General features: G+C 63.2%; 15 protein-coding genes. 3 read left to right on the top strand and 12 right to left on the bottom strand.

Features of this window, described 5'->3' with window-relative positions:
- Positions 1–81: 81 nt before the first annotated feature.
- Together F4827_RS36040 and F4827_RS29340 are read right to left on the bottom strand one after the other, a co-directional pair.
- Positions 82–150: a hypothetical protein gene (locus F4827_RS36040; protein WP_409258870.1), complete on the bottom strand. Its 69-nt coding sequence runs from the start codon at positions 148–150 to the stop codon at positions 82–84.
- Between the two features lie 344 nt (positions 151–494).
- Entirely contained in the window at positions 495–716 is a 222-nt protein-coding gene (locus tag F4827_RS29340; RefSeq protein ID WP_183730777.1) for a hypothetical protein, read from the bottom strand.
- Positions 717–933: 217 nt separating this feature from the next.
- On the opposite strand from F4827_RS29340, the gene F4827_RS29335 reads away from it, so the two are divergent.
- Positions 934–2,667: a methyl-accepting chemotaxis protein gene (locus tag F4827_RS29335; RefSeq protein ID WP_183730795.1), complete on the top strand. Its 1,734-nt coding sequence runs from the start codon at positions 934–936 to the stop codon at positions 2,665–2,667.
- A gap of 158 nt (positions 2,668–2,825) precedes the next feature.
- Here the strand turns inward: F4827_RS29335 and F4827_RS29330 are convergent, their stop codons facing one another.
- The 5 genes from F4827_RS29330 to gcvA all read right to left on the bottom strand — a co-directional run bounded on the left by F4827_RS29330 (position 2,826) and on the right by gcvA (position 9,092).
- Positions 2,826–3,773, bottom strand: coding sequence for a LysR family transcriptional regulator (locus tag F4827_RS29330; protein ID WP_183730774.1), 948 nt, complete (start codon positions 3,771–3,773; stop codon positions 2,826–2,828).
- 84 nt (positions 3,774–3,857) lie between these two features.
- Positions 3,858–5,282: a M20 family metallopeptidase gene (locus F4827_RS29325; RefSeq protein ID WP_183730770.1), complete on the bottom strand. Its 1,425-nt coding sequence runs from the start codon at positions 5,280–5,282 to the stop codon at positions 3,858–3,860.
- 56 nt (positions 5,283–5,338) lie between these two features.
- Positions 5,339–6,553 carry a porin gene (locus F4827_RS29320; RefSeq protein WP_183730766.1) on the bottom strand — a complete coding sequence of 405 codons (1,215 nt, stop codon included), beginning with the start codon at positions 6,551–6,553 and terminating at the stop codon, positions 5,339–5,341.
- 179 nt (positions 6,554–6,732) lie between these two features.
- Positions 6,733–8,040, bottom strand: a complete 1,308-nt coding sequence (locus F4827_RS29315; RefSeq protein ID WP_183730763.1) for an MFS transporter — start codon at positions 8,038–8,040, stop codon at positions 6,733–6,735.
- A 152-nt stretch (positions 8,041–8,192) separates the two neighbouring features.
- Positions 8,193–9,092: a transcriptional regulator GcvA gene (gcvA, locus tag F4827_RS29310; RefSeq protein ID WP_183730760.1), complete on the bottom strand. Its 900-nt coding sequence runs from the start codon at positions 9,090–9,092 to the stop codon at positions 8,193–8,195.
- Positions 9,093–9,211: 119 nt separating this feature from the next.
- On the opposite strand from gcvA, the gene F4827_RS29305 reads away from it, so the two are divergent.
- Together F4827_RS29305 and F4827_RS29300 are read left to right on the top strand one after the other, a co-directional pair.
- On the top strand, positions 9,212–10,054 hold the full coding sequence (locus F4827_RS29305) for a DMT family transporter (RefSeq protein ID WP_183730757.1): 843 nt from the start codon (positions 9,212–9,214) through the stop codon (positions 10,052–10,054).
- Positions 10,055–10,188: 134 nt separating this feature from the next.
- A complete protein-coding gene (locus F4827_RS29300; protein ID WP_221303858.1) occupies positions 10,189–10,638 on the top strand; it encodes a DUF2628 domain-containing protein in 450 nt (149 codons plus the stop codon).
- A 123-nt stretch (positions 10,639–10,761) separates the two neighbouring features.
- On the opposite strand, the gene pdeM is transcribed toward F4827_RS29300, so the two are convergent.
- From pdeM to F4827_RS29275, 5 genes are all read right to left on the bottom strand, one after another.
- Positions 10,762–11,427, bottom strand: a complete 666-nt coding sequence (gene pdeM, locus F4827_RS29295) for a ligase-associated DNA damage response endonuclease PdeM (protein WP_183730753.1) — start codon at positions 11,425–11,427, stop codon at positions 10,762–10,764.
- On the bottom strand, positions 11,417–14,056 hold the full coding sequence (locus F4827_RS29290) for a ligase-associated DNA damage response DEXH box helicase (protein WP_183730750.1): 2,640 nt from the start codon (positions 14,054–14,056) through the stop codon (positions 11,417–11,419). The genes pdeM and F4827_RS29290 overlap by 11 nt, the downstream gene beginning before the upstream one ends.
- Positions 14,053–15,720, bottom strand: a complete 1,668-nt coding sequence (locus F4827_RS29285; protein ID WP_183730747.1) for an ATP-dependent DNA ligase — start codon at positions 15,718–15,720, stop codon at positions 14,053–14,055. The genes F4827_RS29290 and F4827_RS29285 overlap by 4 nt, the downstream gene beginning before the upstream one ends.
- On the bottom strand, positions 15,717–16,766 hold the full coding sequence (locus tag F4827_RS29280; RefSeq protein WP_183730744.1) for a ligase-associated DNA damage response exonuclease: 1,050 nt from the start codon (positions 16,764–16,766) through the stop codon (positions 15,717–15,719). The genes F4827_RS29285 and F4827_RS29280 overlap by 4 nt, the downstream gene beginning before the upstream one ends.
- A 175-nt stretch (positions 16,767–16,941) precedes the next feature.
- Complete coding sequence (locus F4827_RS29275) at positions 16,942–17,271, bottom strand: hypothetical protein (RefSeq protein ID WP_183730741.1); 330 nt, start codon at positions 17,269–17,271, stop codon at positions 16,942–16,944.
- Between the last annotated feature and the right edge of the window lie 43 nt (positions 17,272–17,314).

The following is a 17,314-nucleotide window of genomic DNA, read 5'->3' as shown; positions in this document are numbered from 1 at the left end:
CGTTCTGTCCGGTTCCCGTGACGTTCTGCGCTGCAATCAGGTTGCTTCCCGTAACGTGCAGGTCTTTGCCTGCCGAGATATTCACGCTGCCGTTGCCCGTGTTTCCCCCGTCTTGCCTGCTGCGGTTGCTGTCTCCTCAACGGCGACCATCGTGTTGCGCGCGCAACTAAAGACCAGCCTGTAACTGCGATTCATCGCACCCAACCCCGGAGAACGTTTATTCCTCGATTCTTACCGCGTAAAGATTTGTAATGTGTCAAAGAACGTCACGTCTCACCATCTTTGAGAATCGTCCGAGGGATATTGATCCGTTGCGCATGCAATCGTCGCTTTTAGCCTACAGAGGCTAAAAAGAAGCCCGCATTGCGCGGGCTCCAAAGGGGTATGCGAGCCATCCCGACACGACCATTTGGCTCGCTGACATCGTCGATGCCAGGCGACAATCTATGGACGTCGTCGCGCGAAAGACATAAGAAAAATCCGAATCGGTCAGGTCAGCGCCTTCGCGAATGGGTTCGAGCGCCGTCGAGATAAGCGTCAAGGATGACCGAAAACTTTGGTACCCGATGCGAATGGTCGCAATCCACCGCAATGAAGTTGGTCGCGTCGGCCAGCTTGCGTGTTTCGAGCATAACAATCCACTGGCGCGCCACGCAATGATTGCCGCCGGCGTACTCGTCCTGAAAGCCGGGTTGCAGATGCAATCGCTCACCCATACATCGCGCATCTTTCAACGCAGATCCCCGTACTGAAGTGAGTCAAACATCGCCGATTTGCGTATTGGTTCGGCCGTGAGTGCCGCGCGAACAAGCAAACGTTCTCCTGTCGCGAAGCGACTCAAAGCTTTCGACAACCCTTCAGAAACACGGCATGCTGCCGTAACCATGGATATAGCCACCTCGCCTACGGCGTTCGACCATGACAGGGAGCTCTATGCGCAGCAGCAAGCTATCCACCCGCCTTATTGCAGGCTTTTCGCTCCTCACCTTCCTGCTGATTGTCGTGGCGGGAGTCGGGTTCTACGGTTTATCCGAATTGAATAGCCGACTCGACGACATCGCCCGGGTCAACAACACCGAATTGCGCCTCGCCAATGTGCTGAAGTCGTCAATTCAGGATCGCGCCATCGCAGTGCGCAATCTCGCGTTTCTCCAGGATCACCAGGAACTGCTCGGTGAAGTCGAGCGTATCCGCAAGCAGGATCAGATCTACGCTGACACCGCGCGGCAACTGCGCGAGATGTTCACGCGCGAGCCCGGCACCAACGACGGCGAACGCAAGCTGATTGCCGAAGTCGACGCTCTTGAGGCACTCGCCGTTGCGCCGATGAACAAGGCCATCGAGCAAGCCGTCGCAAACGATATTGCAACTGCAACGCATACGATCATGACCGAGGCACGCCCTCCCCAGCGGGCGTGGCTGGCGAAGGCGGTTGAGCTTGCGAATCGCGAAGACGACGAGAACGTCAAGGCGCAGCAGGACGCGATTGCCACCTACCGGAGTGTGCGCATCCTCGTTGGCTCGCTGGTTGCACTGGCTCTGATGGTTGCGGTCCTCACCGCAGTGATGCTCATTCGAAGCGTGTTTCGTCAACTGGGCGGCGAGCCCGGCGACGCCCAGCACATCGCAGGCGAAATAGCCGCCGGCAACCTGCTGGTGCCCATCAAGCTGGCACAAGGCGATGAACACAGCCTGATGGCCTCGCTCGACACGATGCGCATGCATCTGAGCCGCATTGTTACGGATATCAAAACATCGGCCGAATCGATTTCGCTGGCGGCGGGCGAGATTGCCCAGGGCAACCTCGATCTATCTCAGCGCACCGAAGAGCAAGCGGCTTCTCTCGAAGAAACCGCCGCGAGCATGGAAGAACTCACTGCGACGGTCAAGGCAAACACCGACAGCGCGCGCCAGGGCAGCACACTCGCGGCATCCGCATCGCAAACCGCCACAACGGGCGGCGACGTCGTCCATCGTGTGATCGACACCATGGAGGATATTTCGTCGAGTTCCTCGAAGGTCGCCGAGATTATTTCAGTGATCGAAGGCATCGCATTCCAGACCAATATTCTCGCACTCAACGCGGCGGTCGAAGCCGCGCGCGCTGGCGAACAGGGACGCGGATTCGCAGTCGTGGCCGGCGAAGTCCGCACGCTCGCACAACGCAGCGCCAGCGCCGCGAAGGAGATCAAGGATCTGATCGAGACGTCTGTGCTTCATGTACGCACGGGCGCGGCGCTCGTACAGGATGCCGGCCAGACCATGAGCGAGGTGGTGCGCTCCGTTCAGCGCGTCACGGACATCATGGGTGAGATTGCGTCGGCGTCGGTTGAACAGACCACCGGCATCGAACAGGTCAACGTCGCGGTCACGCAGATGGACGAGGTCACGCAACAGAACGCCGCGCTCGTCGAACAGGCATCCGCGGCTGCGCAGGCGATGGCCGACCAGGCGCAGACGCTGCGCGCGGCGGTGTCGATCTTCAGGACGAGCCCGTCATTGAGCGCAGCCCCATCCGTGATTACCGCAGACGCGAAGCGCGTTGCTCTGGCCACCAGGCAGCCGCTCGCGGGCGGCAAGAGAGACATACGCGGTGCAACGTCATCGCGGGCCACGCCGATTCAACCGGTTGCAACGCCGTCTGCATCCGACTGGCAGCGCTTCTAGCGAAACCTTCATACGCTAAGTCATGCTTAGTGTTTATTTAAACGCTGTACTGCTTCATCGGTTGTCGTTTCTACTGCTACGGGTGTTCGACTGACATAAAATTCTCTTTCGCATCTGACGCGTCGGCGCGGCCACTGATCGCCGGTACACGCGCTCGCTCAATCCGCCTCGTCGTATTCGAGCCCCGCAGACGCGCGCTCGCGCGGTCCCTTCGCGAGCTTTTCGCTCAGGCGGCGAATAAAGTCCTGCGCCGTCGCGGTCAGCAGATCCTCGCTGGCATACGCGAGATACATGCCGATACGCGGCAGCGGCTCTTCGACTTCGAGCAGCATGACCCGCCCGCTGCGCTCACGCTCGGCCAGAAAGGGCCGGGCGAGCGAGCTCCAGATCGCAACGGCTTCCATGCGCATGGCAAGATCGAGATAGAGATTCATCGACGTGCAGCGCATGATCTGGCGAGGAAGCGCCAGCCGGTGGCTTCCGAAAAACGTCGCCACGAATCCTGCTTCGTCATCGGGCGAGTCCAGCACGAGCCAGGGCAGCGCATGGATTTCCGCGACGCTCAGTGTGCGTTTGCCGCGATACATCGCGGGAATCGACAGCACGATGTCGAGTTCATAGAGCTTGCGCCACTCGAACGCGGTCGTGCGCGGCTCGCTGTACTGCGTGAAGATGCCCACGTCGATCGTGCCGTCGTCCAGACCGTCCGCGATATTTTCGGCGCGCGACTCGATGATCTCGGGCCGCACGCCTGGGCGCGCGGCCACCAATTCCAGCAGCGCATCCGACAGTGCGCGCGTTGCGGCGGGCGGCGTGACGGCAACCGTCAGCCGGCCCGCCAGCTCACCGCGCGCGGTGGCGGCGTCTTCGAGAATCCGCCCCACTTCGCGCTGCACGACCTGCGAGCGCTTGAGCACCTGATGCGCGAACGGCGTGAGCGTGGCGCCGCGCGCCGTGCGCGTGAGCAGCGGCAAGCCCAGTTCGATTTCCAGCTCGCGGATCGAGCGGCTGATCGCGGGCTGGGTCAGGAACAGGCGGCGCGCCGCTTCATGCAGGCTCTTTGCTTCAGCGATGGCGCGTAGCGCCTCAAGTTGTCTCAGCTTCACGCGACCCTCGCTGGATCTGCTCGGGTTGCGGCAGCATGGCAGTCCAGCTTGCACGCCAGATGGCAGGTCAAAATGACGCCCCCGTCATGCAGATCGCGGCAACGGAGGCTCGACGCCTTCAGGGATCGGGCACACGTAAGGCTCCCGCGCGAGGCGTTCGTGCAGTTCCGTGCGCGCCGCCGCGAGCAGCAGCGAATTCGTGAACAATTCGAGCGCCGTCGCGGCCATCGTCCTGGCGGCCAGCACCATGCCTTTGTGCGCGACGCCGCTCTTGCCCTGCGCCACCCACTGCCACGAATGCGGCGAGGTGCCGAACGCGAAGCACGCCGTCATGCACTGCACGGTTGGCGTGACCCAGCTTACATCGCCAACATCGGTCGAGCCATGCATCCGCGAAGGGCGGTCGTTGTCGAGCGCATCAACGCGATCGAATAACGCTTTGGGATCGCGCCATGCGGCCGTCAGCATACGCCCCGCCATTTCGATTTCTTCGGCGCGCGTGGTGCGATGCATCGAATCGGCGAATTCGAGTTCCTGGCGCGTGTAGTCAGGCGCGCCCAGCTCCACGAGTTTGGCCTGCATCAGCTCATTGAGCGTGTGATTGCGCAGCAGGTTCGAACAGGCGGAATGCACCTCGATTTCGAGCTGGCAATCGGTCATCAGCGCCGCGCCGCGCGCGATATTGCACACGCGCTCGTACAGTTCGTTCACGTCGCGATTGCGCGGCGCGCGGATCATGTAAAGCGCGCTGGCATTCGGCTGCACGACGTTGGGCGCGATGCCGCCTGTGTCGGTGATGGCGTAGTGCACGCGCGCATCGGGAATCATGTGTTCGCGCAGAAAGTTCGCGCCAATGTTCATCAATTCGAGCGCATCCAACGCGCTGCGGCCCAGATGAGGCGAAGCGCCCGCATGTGCGGCCACGCCCTTGAAGCGGAAATACGCCTGCTTCACCGCCAGGCTTTCCATATTCATGATCGAGTTGGCGACGCCCGGGTGCCAGGTAATTGCCGCGGAGACATCGTCGAACAGGCCTGCGCGCGTCATATAGGTCTTGCCCCAGCCGCCCTCTTCGGCGGGACAACCGTAGAAGCGCACGGTCCCCTCGATGCCCGCACGTTCGAGGGCGTCCTTGACCGCAACCGCTGCAAGATGCGCGGCAGTCCCCAGCAAATGATGGCCACAACCGTGACCATTGCCGTTGGCGATCTCATTGGACGGGCAGCACGCCAGCGCAAGACTCTCCTGGCTGAGGCCGGAAAGCGCATCGAATTCGCCGAGTATCGCGATAACGGGTCCGCCTGAACCGGCCTGCGCAACGAACGCAGTCGGGATTCCGGCCACGCCTTCGTGCACGCGAAAACCCTCCGATTTCAGCAGTGCGATATGCGCAGCCGCCGATTGCTGCTCATGGTAGCCAAGTTCCGCATATCGCCAGATATCGTCGGACAGAGTCAAGTAGCGCTGCTGGTTGCTTTCGATGAAATCGTCGACAAGCTCGATCGACATTTTGCTCTCCTGATAGTATCGACTGTGTGATGAAACCGGGCGTTGGCGCTCTTGCTTCAGAACGTATGCGTCATGCCCAGAGTGATGCTCGAAAACGTGCGGCCCGGCGCGCTGGATGGCGAGCCGCTGTCGTAGTTGTAGGTGACGCTCGAATGCGGGCCGTTGCGCATCACACCCAGACGGCCATAGAGCGAAGTGCGCTTCGAAATGAAGTGGTCGATGCCGAGCGTGCCGCCATAGGCGTAATCGCCGGAGACCGTCGTATCGCGCATTGCCGCCGAAGCGCGCAGCAGATCGACGCCCCACCACTTCTGGATGCCGACCAGATACAGATCGGCAATCGCGCTCGTCGACGCCTGCGGCACGTAGCGGATATACGCGCCCTGTGCGACGAAGGGACCGACATCGAACAGCACGCTGGCCAGGTAAGTGTCGGTGCGCTTGCCCGGCGCATCGTTGGCCGTGCTGCTGCAATCGCCGCTCATGCCCGGATCGCACCATCCTTGCCCGAATGCCGCCGAAATCACCACGCGCCGCCCGCCGTAGGAAATCATCGCCGAACGCTGATGCACGGCCGGCCCCACGTCCTGATCCTGCTTGAACGAATAACTGAGGTCGAAGCCGATGTGGCCGATGCGAGGCGAGATATAGCGAATCGTATTCGGCAAACGGCCCAGCGCGTCGCTATTCGCACCCGTGCCGAGATCGGACGTGGCGAGCAGATACGTGTAAGCCGATTCGTGCGCGGGCCCAAGAAACGGATCGGCGCCCAGCGCAGCCGCGCCGCCCGAGGTGTACTGCCGGCCAAATGTCACCTGTCCATAAAACGGATTCTGCATGCCGACATACGAGGCGCGATTGAACATCGAAGTCGAATCCTGCGTCGCCCCCGTGTTCGCCATAAAGCCGTTTTCCAGCCGGAACAGCGCACTCCAGTTATTGCCCAGATACTCCTGGCCATAAATGCCGAACTTAGATGTCAACGCGCCGCCCGACTGCACGCGCACGACGCCCTCGGAGCCGCCGCGCGTGTAGTTGAGACCTTCGTCGACGGTGCCGTATAGCGTGACGAAAGTGCGCTGGGCCGCGACGCCGAGCGTCTGCGGCCCAAGGCCCGTGCCCCAGAAAGCGAACGTCGATTGCAGTTGCGAGCCGGTAATCGTCGTCGACGTTGCAGCATCGGACGGGGAGCCCGGCGAAACCTCGGCGAAAGCGTGCAGGCAGGTGCCCGTGGACAGCACGGCGAAGAGCGCGGGCAAGGTGCGTTTCATTCAGTAACTCCGCTGAGGTGTTTGAAAAAGGGGAAACGGCAACGGCACAGCACAAACGACTGGGCGAGCGACGCCCCGCCGCTCGCAAGACGCGAGCGCGCGATATCGCAATAGCGTGAAACGGTTGAATCAATCAGGAAGCGCCCGGAGCCGCTGCAGTCAGGCTCCGGCGCGCAAGATCATGAGGTGCGTGGCCGCGACTCGGGCAAGCTTGCAATGGCGCATACGGTCACGACGCCGCAGACCATCATGTAGAGCGCAAGCGACATGGGATTGCCTGTCTTCGCGAGCAGCCAGGTGACGATGAGTTGGGCCGTGCCGCCGAACAACGCCACGCCGATGCTGTAGATCACCGACAGCCCGCTTGCACGCACGCGCGCCGGGAACATCTCCATCAGCAACAGCAGCAGATGCGCGCCGCCCAGACTGCCGACGGCCGTCAACACGGCGATGATAGCGAGCGCCAGCGGCACGCCGGGATGGGCGGTCATGAGTGCGATTGCCGGATAGATCAGCAGCGTGGTGAGCACGATCGAGGCGAGCGCCATCGGTTTGCGTGCGCGCATGCGATCGGCCAGCAGTCCGGAGACGAGACACATCACGACCATCGTGGCGCCCGATACGCAGCCCGCCATCAAGGAGAGCGACGTCGGCAGATGCAGCACCCGCACGAGGAAGGTAGGCATGAAGAAAACGACGATATACATGCCCACCGTGCTCGCGACGATCGCCAGCACGCCGCGCACGATCTTGCTCTTGTGCGAGGAAAAGAGTTCGGTGAGCGGTTGCGTTTCGTGTGCGCCGCTTTCCAGCGTTTCGTCGAGATGCCTGCGGATATAGAGGCCGACCGGCGCGATCAGCAGACCGAGCAGGAAAGGCACGCGCCAGCCCCACGCTTCGAGCGAAGCGGTGTCGAGGCTTGCATAAAGCGTTGCGCCACTGAGCGCGCCGATCACCGCCGCGCAGCCCTGGCTCGCGCCCTGCCAGCCAATCCGGAAGCCGCGCGTGCCGAAACCGCCGGACTCCATCAGCATGGCCGTCGAAGCGCCAATCTCGCCGCCCAGCGAAAAACCTTGCAGCATGCGCCCGCCGACGACCACCAGCGTGCCCCACGTGCCCGCCATCGCGTAGGTTGGCGCAAACGCAAGACAGAGCGTGCCGCCCACCATCAGCGCGATCGTCAGCGTCATCGCCGCCTTGCGGCCGCGACGGTCGGCAAAGCTGCCGATCACCAGCGCCCCGAGCGGGCGCATCACGAAGCCTATGCCGAACGTGCCGACTGCGAGCAGCAGCGAACCATAGGCGCTATCGGTGGGAAAGAACAGCTTGCCGATCAGCATCGCGAAGAAGCTGTAAACCGTGAAGTCGTACATCTCCAGCGCGTTGCCGACCGAACAGGCGGCGATCGTGCGCACATGGGGACGCGTCGGCATGGCGAGGGGCGTTGCGTCCACGGCAGGCGTTGCCGGCAGGCTCACAGGATTCATGGGGCGCTCTGAAGTTATCTGGGGTTGTCTGGGTTGAATCGAGTATTCGTTCACCAAAAACATCCGCCAAATCACTTTTTCTTAGCTTGATAACTTTTTTGCATCACCCCCGCGAACAAGGTGAAGAAGCGCGCGGTCCGGTGTCATTGATCTCACGCAGGCATTGACGCGCGCCCTTCGCGTTCGAGCCAGGCACAGAACAAGCCGACCAGTTCGTCGTCGGCCTTCTCGTTGGGCACATACACGCAGTAACTGCGCGACGGCAAACGCGGCGCGTCAAACGGCGCGACCAACCTGCCTGCCGCGAGATCGTCGGAAACCAGCGCAGTGGGACCCATTGCAATCCCTATCCCGTCGATGGCCGCCTGCAAGGTCAGATAGAAGTGGTCGAACGTCAGCGTGGCCGCGGGCTTGAGGGCGGGAATCCGCGCGCTCGACAGCCAGTCGGGCCACAGCCGCGGCAGGCTCGACGTATGCAGCAAGGTGTGCTGCCGCAAATCCTCGGGCGAGCGCAGCGGTACGCGCTGCAAAAGCGCCGGGCTGCACACCGGAAGGCGCTCTTCGGACAGGAAAGGCCGCATCGAATAGCCGTAGAACGTGTCCGGCCCGCCCCGGATGATGACGTCGCAGTCCGCCTCCAGGCTCTCCAGCGGCTCGTTCGATGTGTCCACCTTGACCTCGACGTCGGGATGTTGCGCGCGGAATTTCGCCAGCCTGGGCACCAGCCAGCGCAACGTGAAGGTTGCCAGCGCACTCACGGTGAGCGTGCGCGTTACCGCTTTGGGCACGCCGTATTGCGCGGTGGCCTGTGCGAGCCGCTCGAACAAGGGCCCGATTTCTTCCAGATAGGTCTTCGCCGCTGGCGTCAGCGCCACACGACGGTTGTGCCGCTCGAACAACGCTGCGCCAAGCCAGTCTTCGAGCAGACGCACCTGCTGGCTCACCGCGCCGGGCGTGACGTGCAATTCGGCCGCGGCTTCCTTGAAGCTGCCGAGCCGCCCCGCCGCCTCGAAGGCGCGCAGGGCATTGAGCGGAGGCAGAATCGGCTTCATCCAAAATAGATTATCTAACGCGAACCCGCAATTTATCTGGTTTGTCGCGGGCCTACAAGATAGTTACGCTTCCGGCTGTAGTGCCAGCCAACGTTCCCCACTTTTTTGACTGAAACCCCATGCTCAGCTATACCGGCGGTATCGTCCTCTTCGCCGCCCTTCTCCACGCGAGCTGGAACGCGATGCTGCATGGCAATCGCGACCGGTTCCTCTCGATGACCTGGATGAGCATCGCCATTGCCGCAAGCGCCTCATTCGTTATCCTGATCAATCCCTTGCCCGCCCGCGCCGCGTGGCCGTATATCGCCGCCTCGGGTCTGGTGCACATCTTCTACAACGTGAGTCTCGTGCGCTCGTACCGGCGCAACGATCTGGCGCTGGCGTATCCGATTGCGCGCGGCTCGTCGCCGCTGCTGGTCACGCTTGGCGCCGCGCTGTTCGCGCATGAAGCGATCGGACCTTTGCACGCGCTCGGCATCGTAATGATCTCGGGCGGCATCATGGCCATCGCGATGCTGGGGCGTCATGTATCGCGCAGCGGCGCGCTCGCCGCTCTCACAACCGGCGCGACGATTGCGCTCTACACCGTGATCGACGGCATGGGCGTGCGGGCGTCCAATGGGCAATCCATCGCCTATACCGCGTGGATGTTCCTGTTCTACTGGTTGATGCCCGTGCTGTTCATCGCGGTGCGCGGGTTCGCGCCGCTGTGGAAACCCGTGCGCACCGAACCGCTCTCGATCGTTTCGTCGCTCATTGGCGGCCTCGTGTCGATCGCCGCCTATGGCATCGTGATCTGGGCGCTGCAATCCGGTGCGATGGGCGCGGTATCGGCGCTTCGCGAAACCAGCGTGGTGTTTGCGGTGCTGATTGGGCGGATGGTGCTGCAGGAAGCGGTGAGCGGAGCGCGCTGGCTTGCGTGCGTGGTGGTCGCGGCCGGAGCGGTTTGTCTGGGACTTTGAAATCCAGCCATTTTCATTTCTTCATAAAAGAATCTGGAGCCCGGGGTATCATTGCGGCCGCCCAATGCCGCACAGAGAAAACCCGTATCGCATACGCACTTTCGTTTCCTGCCGATATCCCCGGGAGATTGTCGTTGGACGCCATCACCACCAGCGAAGATCGCTACAGAGCAGTTATGAATAGCCCCGAAACCAGGCCCAAGTGGCGCGAGCGTTTCGCGTTCTTCGAAGCCAATGGGCCGCTTACGTCACCCAAAGCGCGTGAAGCTTTCAAGGCGTTACCGCGCGGCAAGCAACGCTTGATCAATATGAGCTGGCTGGGCTTCTTCTTTGGGCCATTTTATTTCCTCAGTCTGGGCATGTGGCGCAGAGCGGTAACCTTATGGGGCATCATGCTCGCGAGCATCGTCATCGAAATGCTTTTCGAAGCGACGACGGGCATCGATATTCCCAGCTACGTGGATTGGGGCATCAACGGCGGCCTCGGCGTGCTCTACGCGATGAGCGTGAACTACTCCTATTACTTGAAGGAAATTAAAGGCGACAACGGCTGGCACCCTTTCAAGGGTCTGCGCTGGCGCTAGCGTGAAGCGGCGGACGCGACCCACGCGCGCGGATCAATCGGTAAGGAATTGCACGTCGCATAAAGAACAATGCGTGGTTTGAGAACATGTGCAGCAGCAGAAGATCTTTTCGCGAGATTTTTTTTATCTATTCCGCACCCGCACCACACGTTCACCCGCCACGGCATATATAGCGTCGCCTGTTGCTTCGGCACGCACCTCGAAGCCGCCCGTAAACGCCCCAAATGCCGGCAGCACACCCACACGCCCAGCCAGCCTGAAACAGGGCAGACGCACGCGATCGAAGCCAGTTGCAAGCCTGATCACGGGATGCTCATGCCCAGCGAGCACATACGCGCCCTCAACCGTCTGCGGATGATGACAAAGCGCCCACGGCCCTAGCCGATAGGGCTCGATCGCGGTCTCCACATCGAACTCCGCCGCCAGCGCTCCCGCGTGCTTATCGTGATTGCCTTCGACCAGGACCAGACGCAGATTGCGATGCTTCAATCGCCATCGACGCAACGCAGTGAGCACTTCCTCGGCGTGCGATTCACGTGCGTGCAGTAAATCACCGAGAAAGACAATCGATTCGGGCTGGTGAACAGCAATCAGCCTGTCCAGACGCCCGAGTGTTTCGCCCGTCGACCCCACCGGCACCGGGATGCCGCGCGCGCGAAACACGGCGTCCTTACCCAGATGCACATCCGCGACGAACAGGCTGCCGAGCGCGGGATCGAACGCCGCGCGCCACGCGGAAAGCACCAGCGCATGTCCGTTCACATCGATGGTCAACGTTTCAGCGCGCATGATTGCCCTCGCGGCCCTGGCGCTGCGCGGCCTTTTCGAGTTCGGCAAGCATGCGCTCGACACGGTCGGCGAGTTTCTCGGTGGTGACCTTTTCGCGCAGCCTGCCAACGATCAAGGGAAACGCAAAAGGCGTGGGTTTCTTGGGTTGCGTCAGCACCAGCCGGCTCTCGCTCATACGCTCCAGCGCCGCACGAATGCGCTGCAGTTCGAGCTCCTGCAACATCACCTCGTTATCGGCCTGTTCGAGCAGCAGATTAGCGCTGTCGTGCTTGCGAAACACCTCGTAAAAAAGTCCGCTCGATGCCTGCAACTGCCGAGCGCTTTTCTGCTGGCCCGGATGTCCCTGAAAAACCAACCCTGAAACCCGTGCGATCTCGCGAAACCGCCGCGCGGAAAGTTCGGAAGCGTTGAGGCTGGCGAGAATATCGTGTTCCAGTTGATGCGGAGAAAACAGGCCCGCTTCGATCATCGCCAGCCAGTCGAACGGTTGCGCAGACAACAATTCAAACCCGTAGTCATTCATCGAGATCGAAAACGTGCTGGGCTGATCGCGCGCGACGCGCCAGGCGATCAAGGAACCCAGCCCGATATGCGCCATGCGCCCCGCAAACGGATAGCAGAAGAAATGATGTCCCTCGCGCGAGCGCACCTGCTCGGCCACCAGCACACCGGGCCCCGGCAACGCGGACCATTCGGCCTGCAGATCCAGCAGCGGCTTGATTGCACGCATTTCCGGCTCGTCGTAGATGCCGTCGTTCGCGCGGGCGAGCATCACCAGCGCGGCCTCGGCCAGTTCGGAAGACAAAGGCATCTTGCTGCCCGCCCATTGAGGCATCGCGCCACGCGACGACGTCGCGCGCTTCACATAGGCCGTCATGTCGCGCACCCGCACCAGTTCGAGCGAACGACCGCCGAACGTGAAGACATCGCCGGGCTTCAGACGCGAGATAAACGACTCCTCCATCGTGCCGATACGGCCACCGGACAGATACGCAACATTGATCGTTGCGTTGGCAACAATGGTGCCGACGTTGTTGCGATGCCGCTTGACCAGGTCATCGCGCGGGACGCGATAGACGCCGCCGGCATCGGCTACGACGCGATGGAAGTCGGGATAGGCCGCCAGCGACGCGCCGCCGCGCTCGACGAAGGCCAGCGCCCAGTCGAACTCCGCTGGCGTCAGATCGCGATAGGCATAGGCCGTGCGCACTTCGTCATAGATCGCCTCGCGCGTGAAGCCGCCGCCAATGGCGACAGTCACCAGATGCTGCACGAGCACGTCAAGCGGCTTGAGCGGCATATCGCGCCCTTCGATGCGTCCGCCTTCGATGGCCCAGCGCGCAGCCGCGGCCTCCACCAGTTCGAGCGCGTGCGTGGGCACGATGGTGACGCGCGAGGTGCGGCCGGGCGCGTGCCCGGAGCGGCCCGCCCGCTGCATCAGGCGCGCGACGCCCTTGGGCGAGCCAATCTGGAACACACGCTCCACGGGCAGAAAGTCCACCCCCAAGTCGAGGCTCGACGTACACACCACCACTTTGAGCAGGCCGTTTTTCAGGCCCGATTCGACCCAGTCGCGCACTTCCTTGTCGAGCGATCCATGATGCAGCGCGATGATGCCCGCCCAATCGGGCCGCCGCTCCAGCAGCGCGCGATACCAGATCTCCGCCTGCGAACGGGTGTTGGTGAAAACCAGCGAACTCTGCGCCTGTTCGACTTCATCGGCGACCGCACCCACCTGCCGCGTGCCAAGGTGCCCGCCCCAGGGAAAGCGCTCGATCGTCGCGGGAATCAGCGTATCGACGATCAGCGTCTTGGGCTGCGCGCCGCGCACGATCACGCGCGGCGTGCGCACGGCATGCAGCAGCGCATCGTGTGCCAGCGCGAGATTGCCGAGCGTCGCCGAAAGCCCCCACACCTGGAGCTCGGGTCGCCAATGGGCGAGACGCGCAAGCGCCAGTTGCGTTTGCGTGCCGCGTTTGTTGCCCAGCAACTCATGCCATTCGTCGACCACCACGAGCCTCACGTGCGCGAGCGCCTCCCGTGCATCCGCGCGCGTGAGCATGAGCGTCAGGCTTTCGGGCGTCGTCACGAGCGCGGAAGGCATGCGGCGGTTCTGGCGCGCGCGCTCGGTGGACGACGTATCCCCCGTGCGCAACCCCACTGTCCACGGCACGTTGAGGCCCTGCACGGCGCTCTGCAAGGCGCGCGCGCTATCGGCGGCGAGTGCGCGCATCGGTGTGATCCAGAGCACCGTGAGCGGTGCGGGCAAGGCAGCGCGCCGCACGGGCGCGGGCGCGGCCGCGGTCGAACCTGCGGTTGAACCTGCGGTTGAACCCCCGTAGGCCGCCAGCGCGCCTATCCACACGGCCCACGTCTTGCCCGCGCCGGTCGTGGCGTGCAACAGGCCGCTTGCGCCGCGCGCGATCTCGCGCCAGATTTCCTGCTGGAAATCGAAGGGCCGCCAGCCGCGCTCATCGAACCACTGCGCGATGCGTTGCTCGATCGGGGTCTGCGCACCGCTTGCGTCGTAGTCGAAGGGCTCCGGATGAAACTGTCCGGCGGCGGCGGCATCGTGCTTTGCCTGCGCCTCGCGCGTGCGCGGAATCCGGCGCGGTCGCGGCGCATTCATGTCTGCGCCTCGTTCAGAAAGCCCTTGAGCATGGCAAGCGTATCGGCATCTTCGATGGGTTTGTCGGTGCGCCAGCGCAGCATGCGCGGAAAGCGCACCGCAATGCCCGATTTATGACGCGGACTCGCCTGTATCCCCTCGAAGCCAATCTCGAACACCAGCGTCGGCGTGACGCTGCGAACCGGGCCGAACTTTTCGATCGTCGTCTTGCGCACGATCGCGTCGACCTTGCGCATTTCTTCATCGGTGAGACCCGAATAGGCCTTCGCGAACGGCACCAGCGTGCGCACGCCACCGGCTTCGTCCCAGACCGCGAAGGTGAAATCCGTATAGAGGCTCGCGCGCCGCCCGTGGCCGCGCTGCGCGTACAACAACACGGCGTCGATGGAATACGGGTCGATCTTCCACTTCCACCACGTCCCGGCTTCCTTGGTGCGCCCCACCCCGTACATCGATGCGCGCTCCTTGAGCATGAGCCCTTCGACGCCGCGCGCCCGGCTTTGCTCACGCAACGCAGCCAGCTCGTCCCAGTTGCTCGCGCTCACGAGCGGCGATACCCGCAGCAAGTCCGGCACGCCCGAGACCGCCAGCGACTGCGCCAGCGCGTCGAGCCGCGCGCGCCTTTGCGCCAATGGTTCGGTGCGTAAATCCTGCGCCTGCATTTCGAGCAAGTCGTAGGCGAGCAGCGCCGCCGGCGATTCGCCGAGCACCTTCTTCGTCAGCGATTTGCGGGCGATGCGCGGCTGCAGACGCGCAAACGGCAGCGGCGCCAGCGCGCCAGGCTCCCACGCGAGAATCTCGCCGTCGATCACCGTGCCGTCGGGCAAGGCCTCGCCAAGCGCAACGAGTTCGGGAAAGCGCTCGGTCACGAGGTCCTCGCCGCGCGACCAGATCCAGACCCGGCCCGCTCGCTTGACCAGTTGCGCGCGAATGCCATCCCATTTCCACTCGACGATCCAGTCCGACACCGCGCCCAGCGTCGCGGGATCGGCCTGCAAGGGATGCGCAAGAAAGAACGGATACGGCAGGCCGATATCGCTTTCGTGCGGCGTATCGGCATCGTCGCCCTCCGCCGCAGGCGCGATCAGCCGCAGATAGCGCGCGGCGCTGGGCGCCTGACGCGAATCGGTCCAGCCAACCATGCGCTGCGCGATGCGCTTGTGATCGACGCCGGCCACGCGCGCGAGCGCGCGCACCACCAGTTGCCGCGACACGCCCACGCGAAAGCCGCCGCCGATCAGCTTGGTCAGCAGGAAGCGCTCGCCCCAGTTCAGTTCGTCCCAGTAGGCGGCCAGACGTTCACGCAGCGCAATCGCGTCGAGGCCGCGCAAGGTCAGCACGCGCTCCTCGATCCACTGCGCGAGTCCCAGTTCCGTTTCGCGCGTGGCAGGCGGCAGAACGTGCGCGATGGTTTCGGCCAGATCGCCCACGGCCTGATACGACTCTTCGAAAAGCCACGGCGGCAGACCGGCGCGCTCGCGCGCGCATTCGACCAGCACGCGGGTTGGCACCGACTGCCGGGGCTTGCCGCCCGCCAGAAAATACGCCGCCCACGCGGCATCTTCGGGCTGCGCGCTTGCGAAGTAGGCGATCAGCGCTTCCAGCTTGTCGTTGGTGGACGTGGTGGCGTCCAGTGCGGTGTAGAGCGCGGCGAAGCGTTTCATTGCGAGGCTTCCGGCGTGCTCGCGACCTGCGCGGCATCGGCTTCGACTGCTTCATCGCCGTATTCGGTCGCGAAAGCGCCGGCATCCAGACCTTGCTCCGTGAGCCATCGCACCATCGGCTCGATCTGCCCGTGCGTGACGATGACCCGCTGCGCGCCGCTCGCGCCAATCGCGTATTGCAAGCCCGGCCAATCCGCGTGATCCGATAGCACGAAGCCGCGATCCACGCCGCGTCTGCGCCGCGTGCCGCGCAGACGCATCCAGCCCGAGGCGAACGCATCGCTATAGTCGCCGAAGCGGCGCATCCACGTACTGCCTTGCGCGGACGGCGGCGCAATCACGAGCGCCTGGCTGAATGCGCCCTTGTCCCGCGTGGGCACCTCGCTGACCAGCCGCGTTGGCGGCAGATCGACTCCGGCGTCGCGATAGGCGCGGTTCAAGGGTTCCACCGCGCCATGGCAAAAGATCGGCCCAATGCCGCGATTCACGCCCGCCAGCACGCGCTGCGCCTTGCCGAACGCATAGCAGAACAGCACCGATGCGCGGCCCGCGGCGGCGTTGTGGCGCCACCAGGCGTCGATGCCGTCGAAGATGGTCTGGGATGGCTCCCAGCGATAGATTGGCAGTCCGAAGGTGGATTCGGTGATGAAGGTATCGCAGCGCACCGGCTCGAACGGCGCGCAGGTGGGATCGGGCTCGACCTTGTAATCGCCGGACGCCACCCACACGCGACCGGCGTGTTCGACCCGCACCTGCGCGGAACCGAGCACATGCCCGGCGGGATGGAGCGACACGCGCACGCCCTGGATATCGATGGTTTCGCCGTAGGGCAGCCCCTGTACGTCGATGCCAGGCAGGCGCGAAAGCAGCACGCCCAGGCCTGCCTGGGCGGTCAGATAGCGGGTATGGCCAAAGCGCGCGTGATCGGCGTGCGCGTGAGTGATGACGGCGCGCTCGACCGGCCGCCACGGATCGATATAGAAACCGCCAGGCGGGCAATAGAGTCCCTCGGAACGGGCGATGATGAGATCGGAAGCGCTATCCACCTGTGTTCACCTGTATTCACCTGTATTCACCTGGGTCCGGTCGGGTCCCGCCAATACGGCAGCTTAACGCCGCAAGCGAAAACCGTTCCCGGACGTACGCGAAGTGGAAAGGCAATCAGGGTGAATTCATCTGACGATTGCAAACTTCGCCTGACGCTTCAACAGCAATTTGAAATCAGCTCCTTTCGGGTGCATTCCCGCCATGCAAGCCGCCGAAATGCCGGGCCATGAACAGGCCCATCCCCAGCATGCCGAGTCCGAACGGCAACACGTCCTGCGTCGCCTTGAGAGCAAAATCGCCCACATGGCATAACAGCAGCCACGCTATCACCAGATTGACGAATCCCCACACCACATTGACCGTGGACGACGAGAGCCCTTTACCGGGCGGCTTCGCAAACGGACTCTGAAACGGCGCACCCGAGACGCCGCGCACAAAATGCGGCACGGCATTGGTGAGCAGCGCGCCACCGAAGCAATACGCAACAGCATGCAACCAGGGCATCGCAAACGCTCCTTGTACGAAACACGAAACAGTGATCAGGGAT

It is taken from the genome of Paraburkholderia bannensis, assembly GCF_014200455.1.
GTDB classification, from domain to species: domain Bacteria; phylum Pseudomonadota; class Gammaproteobacteria; order Burkholderiales; family Burkholderiaceae; genus Paraburkholderia; species Paraburkholderia bannensis_A.
Note: the sequence above shows the minus strand (reverse complement) of the source record. Positions and strands in the feature narration are given on the sequence as shown.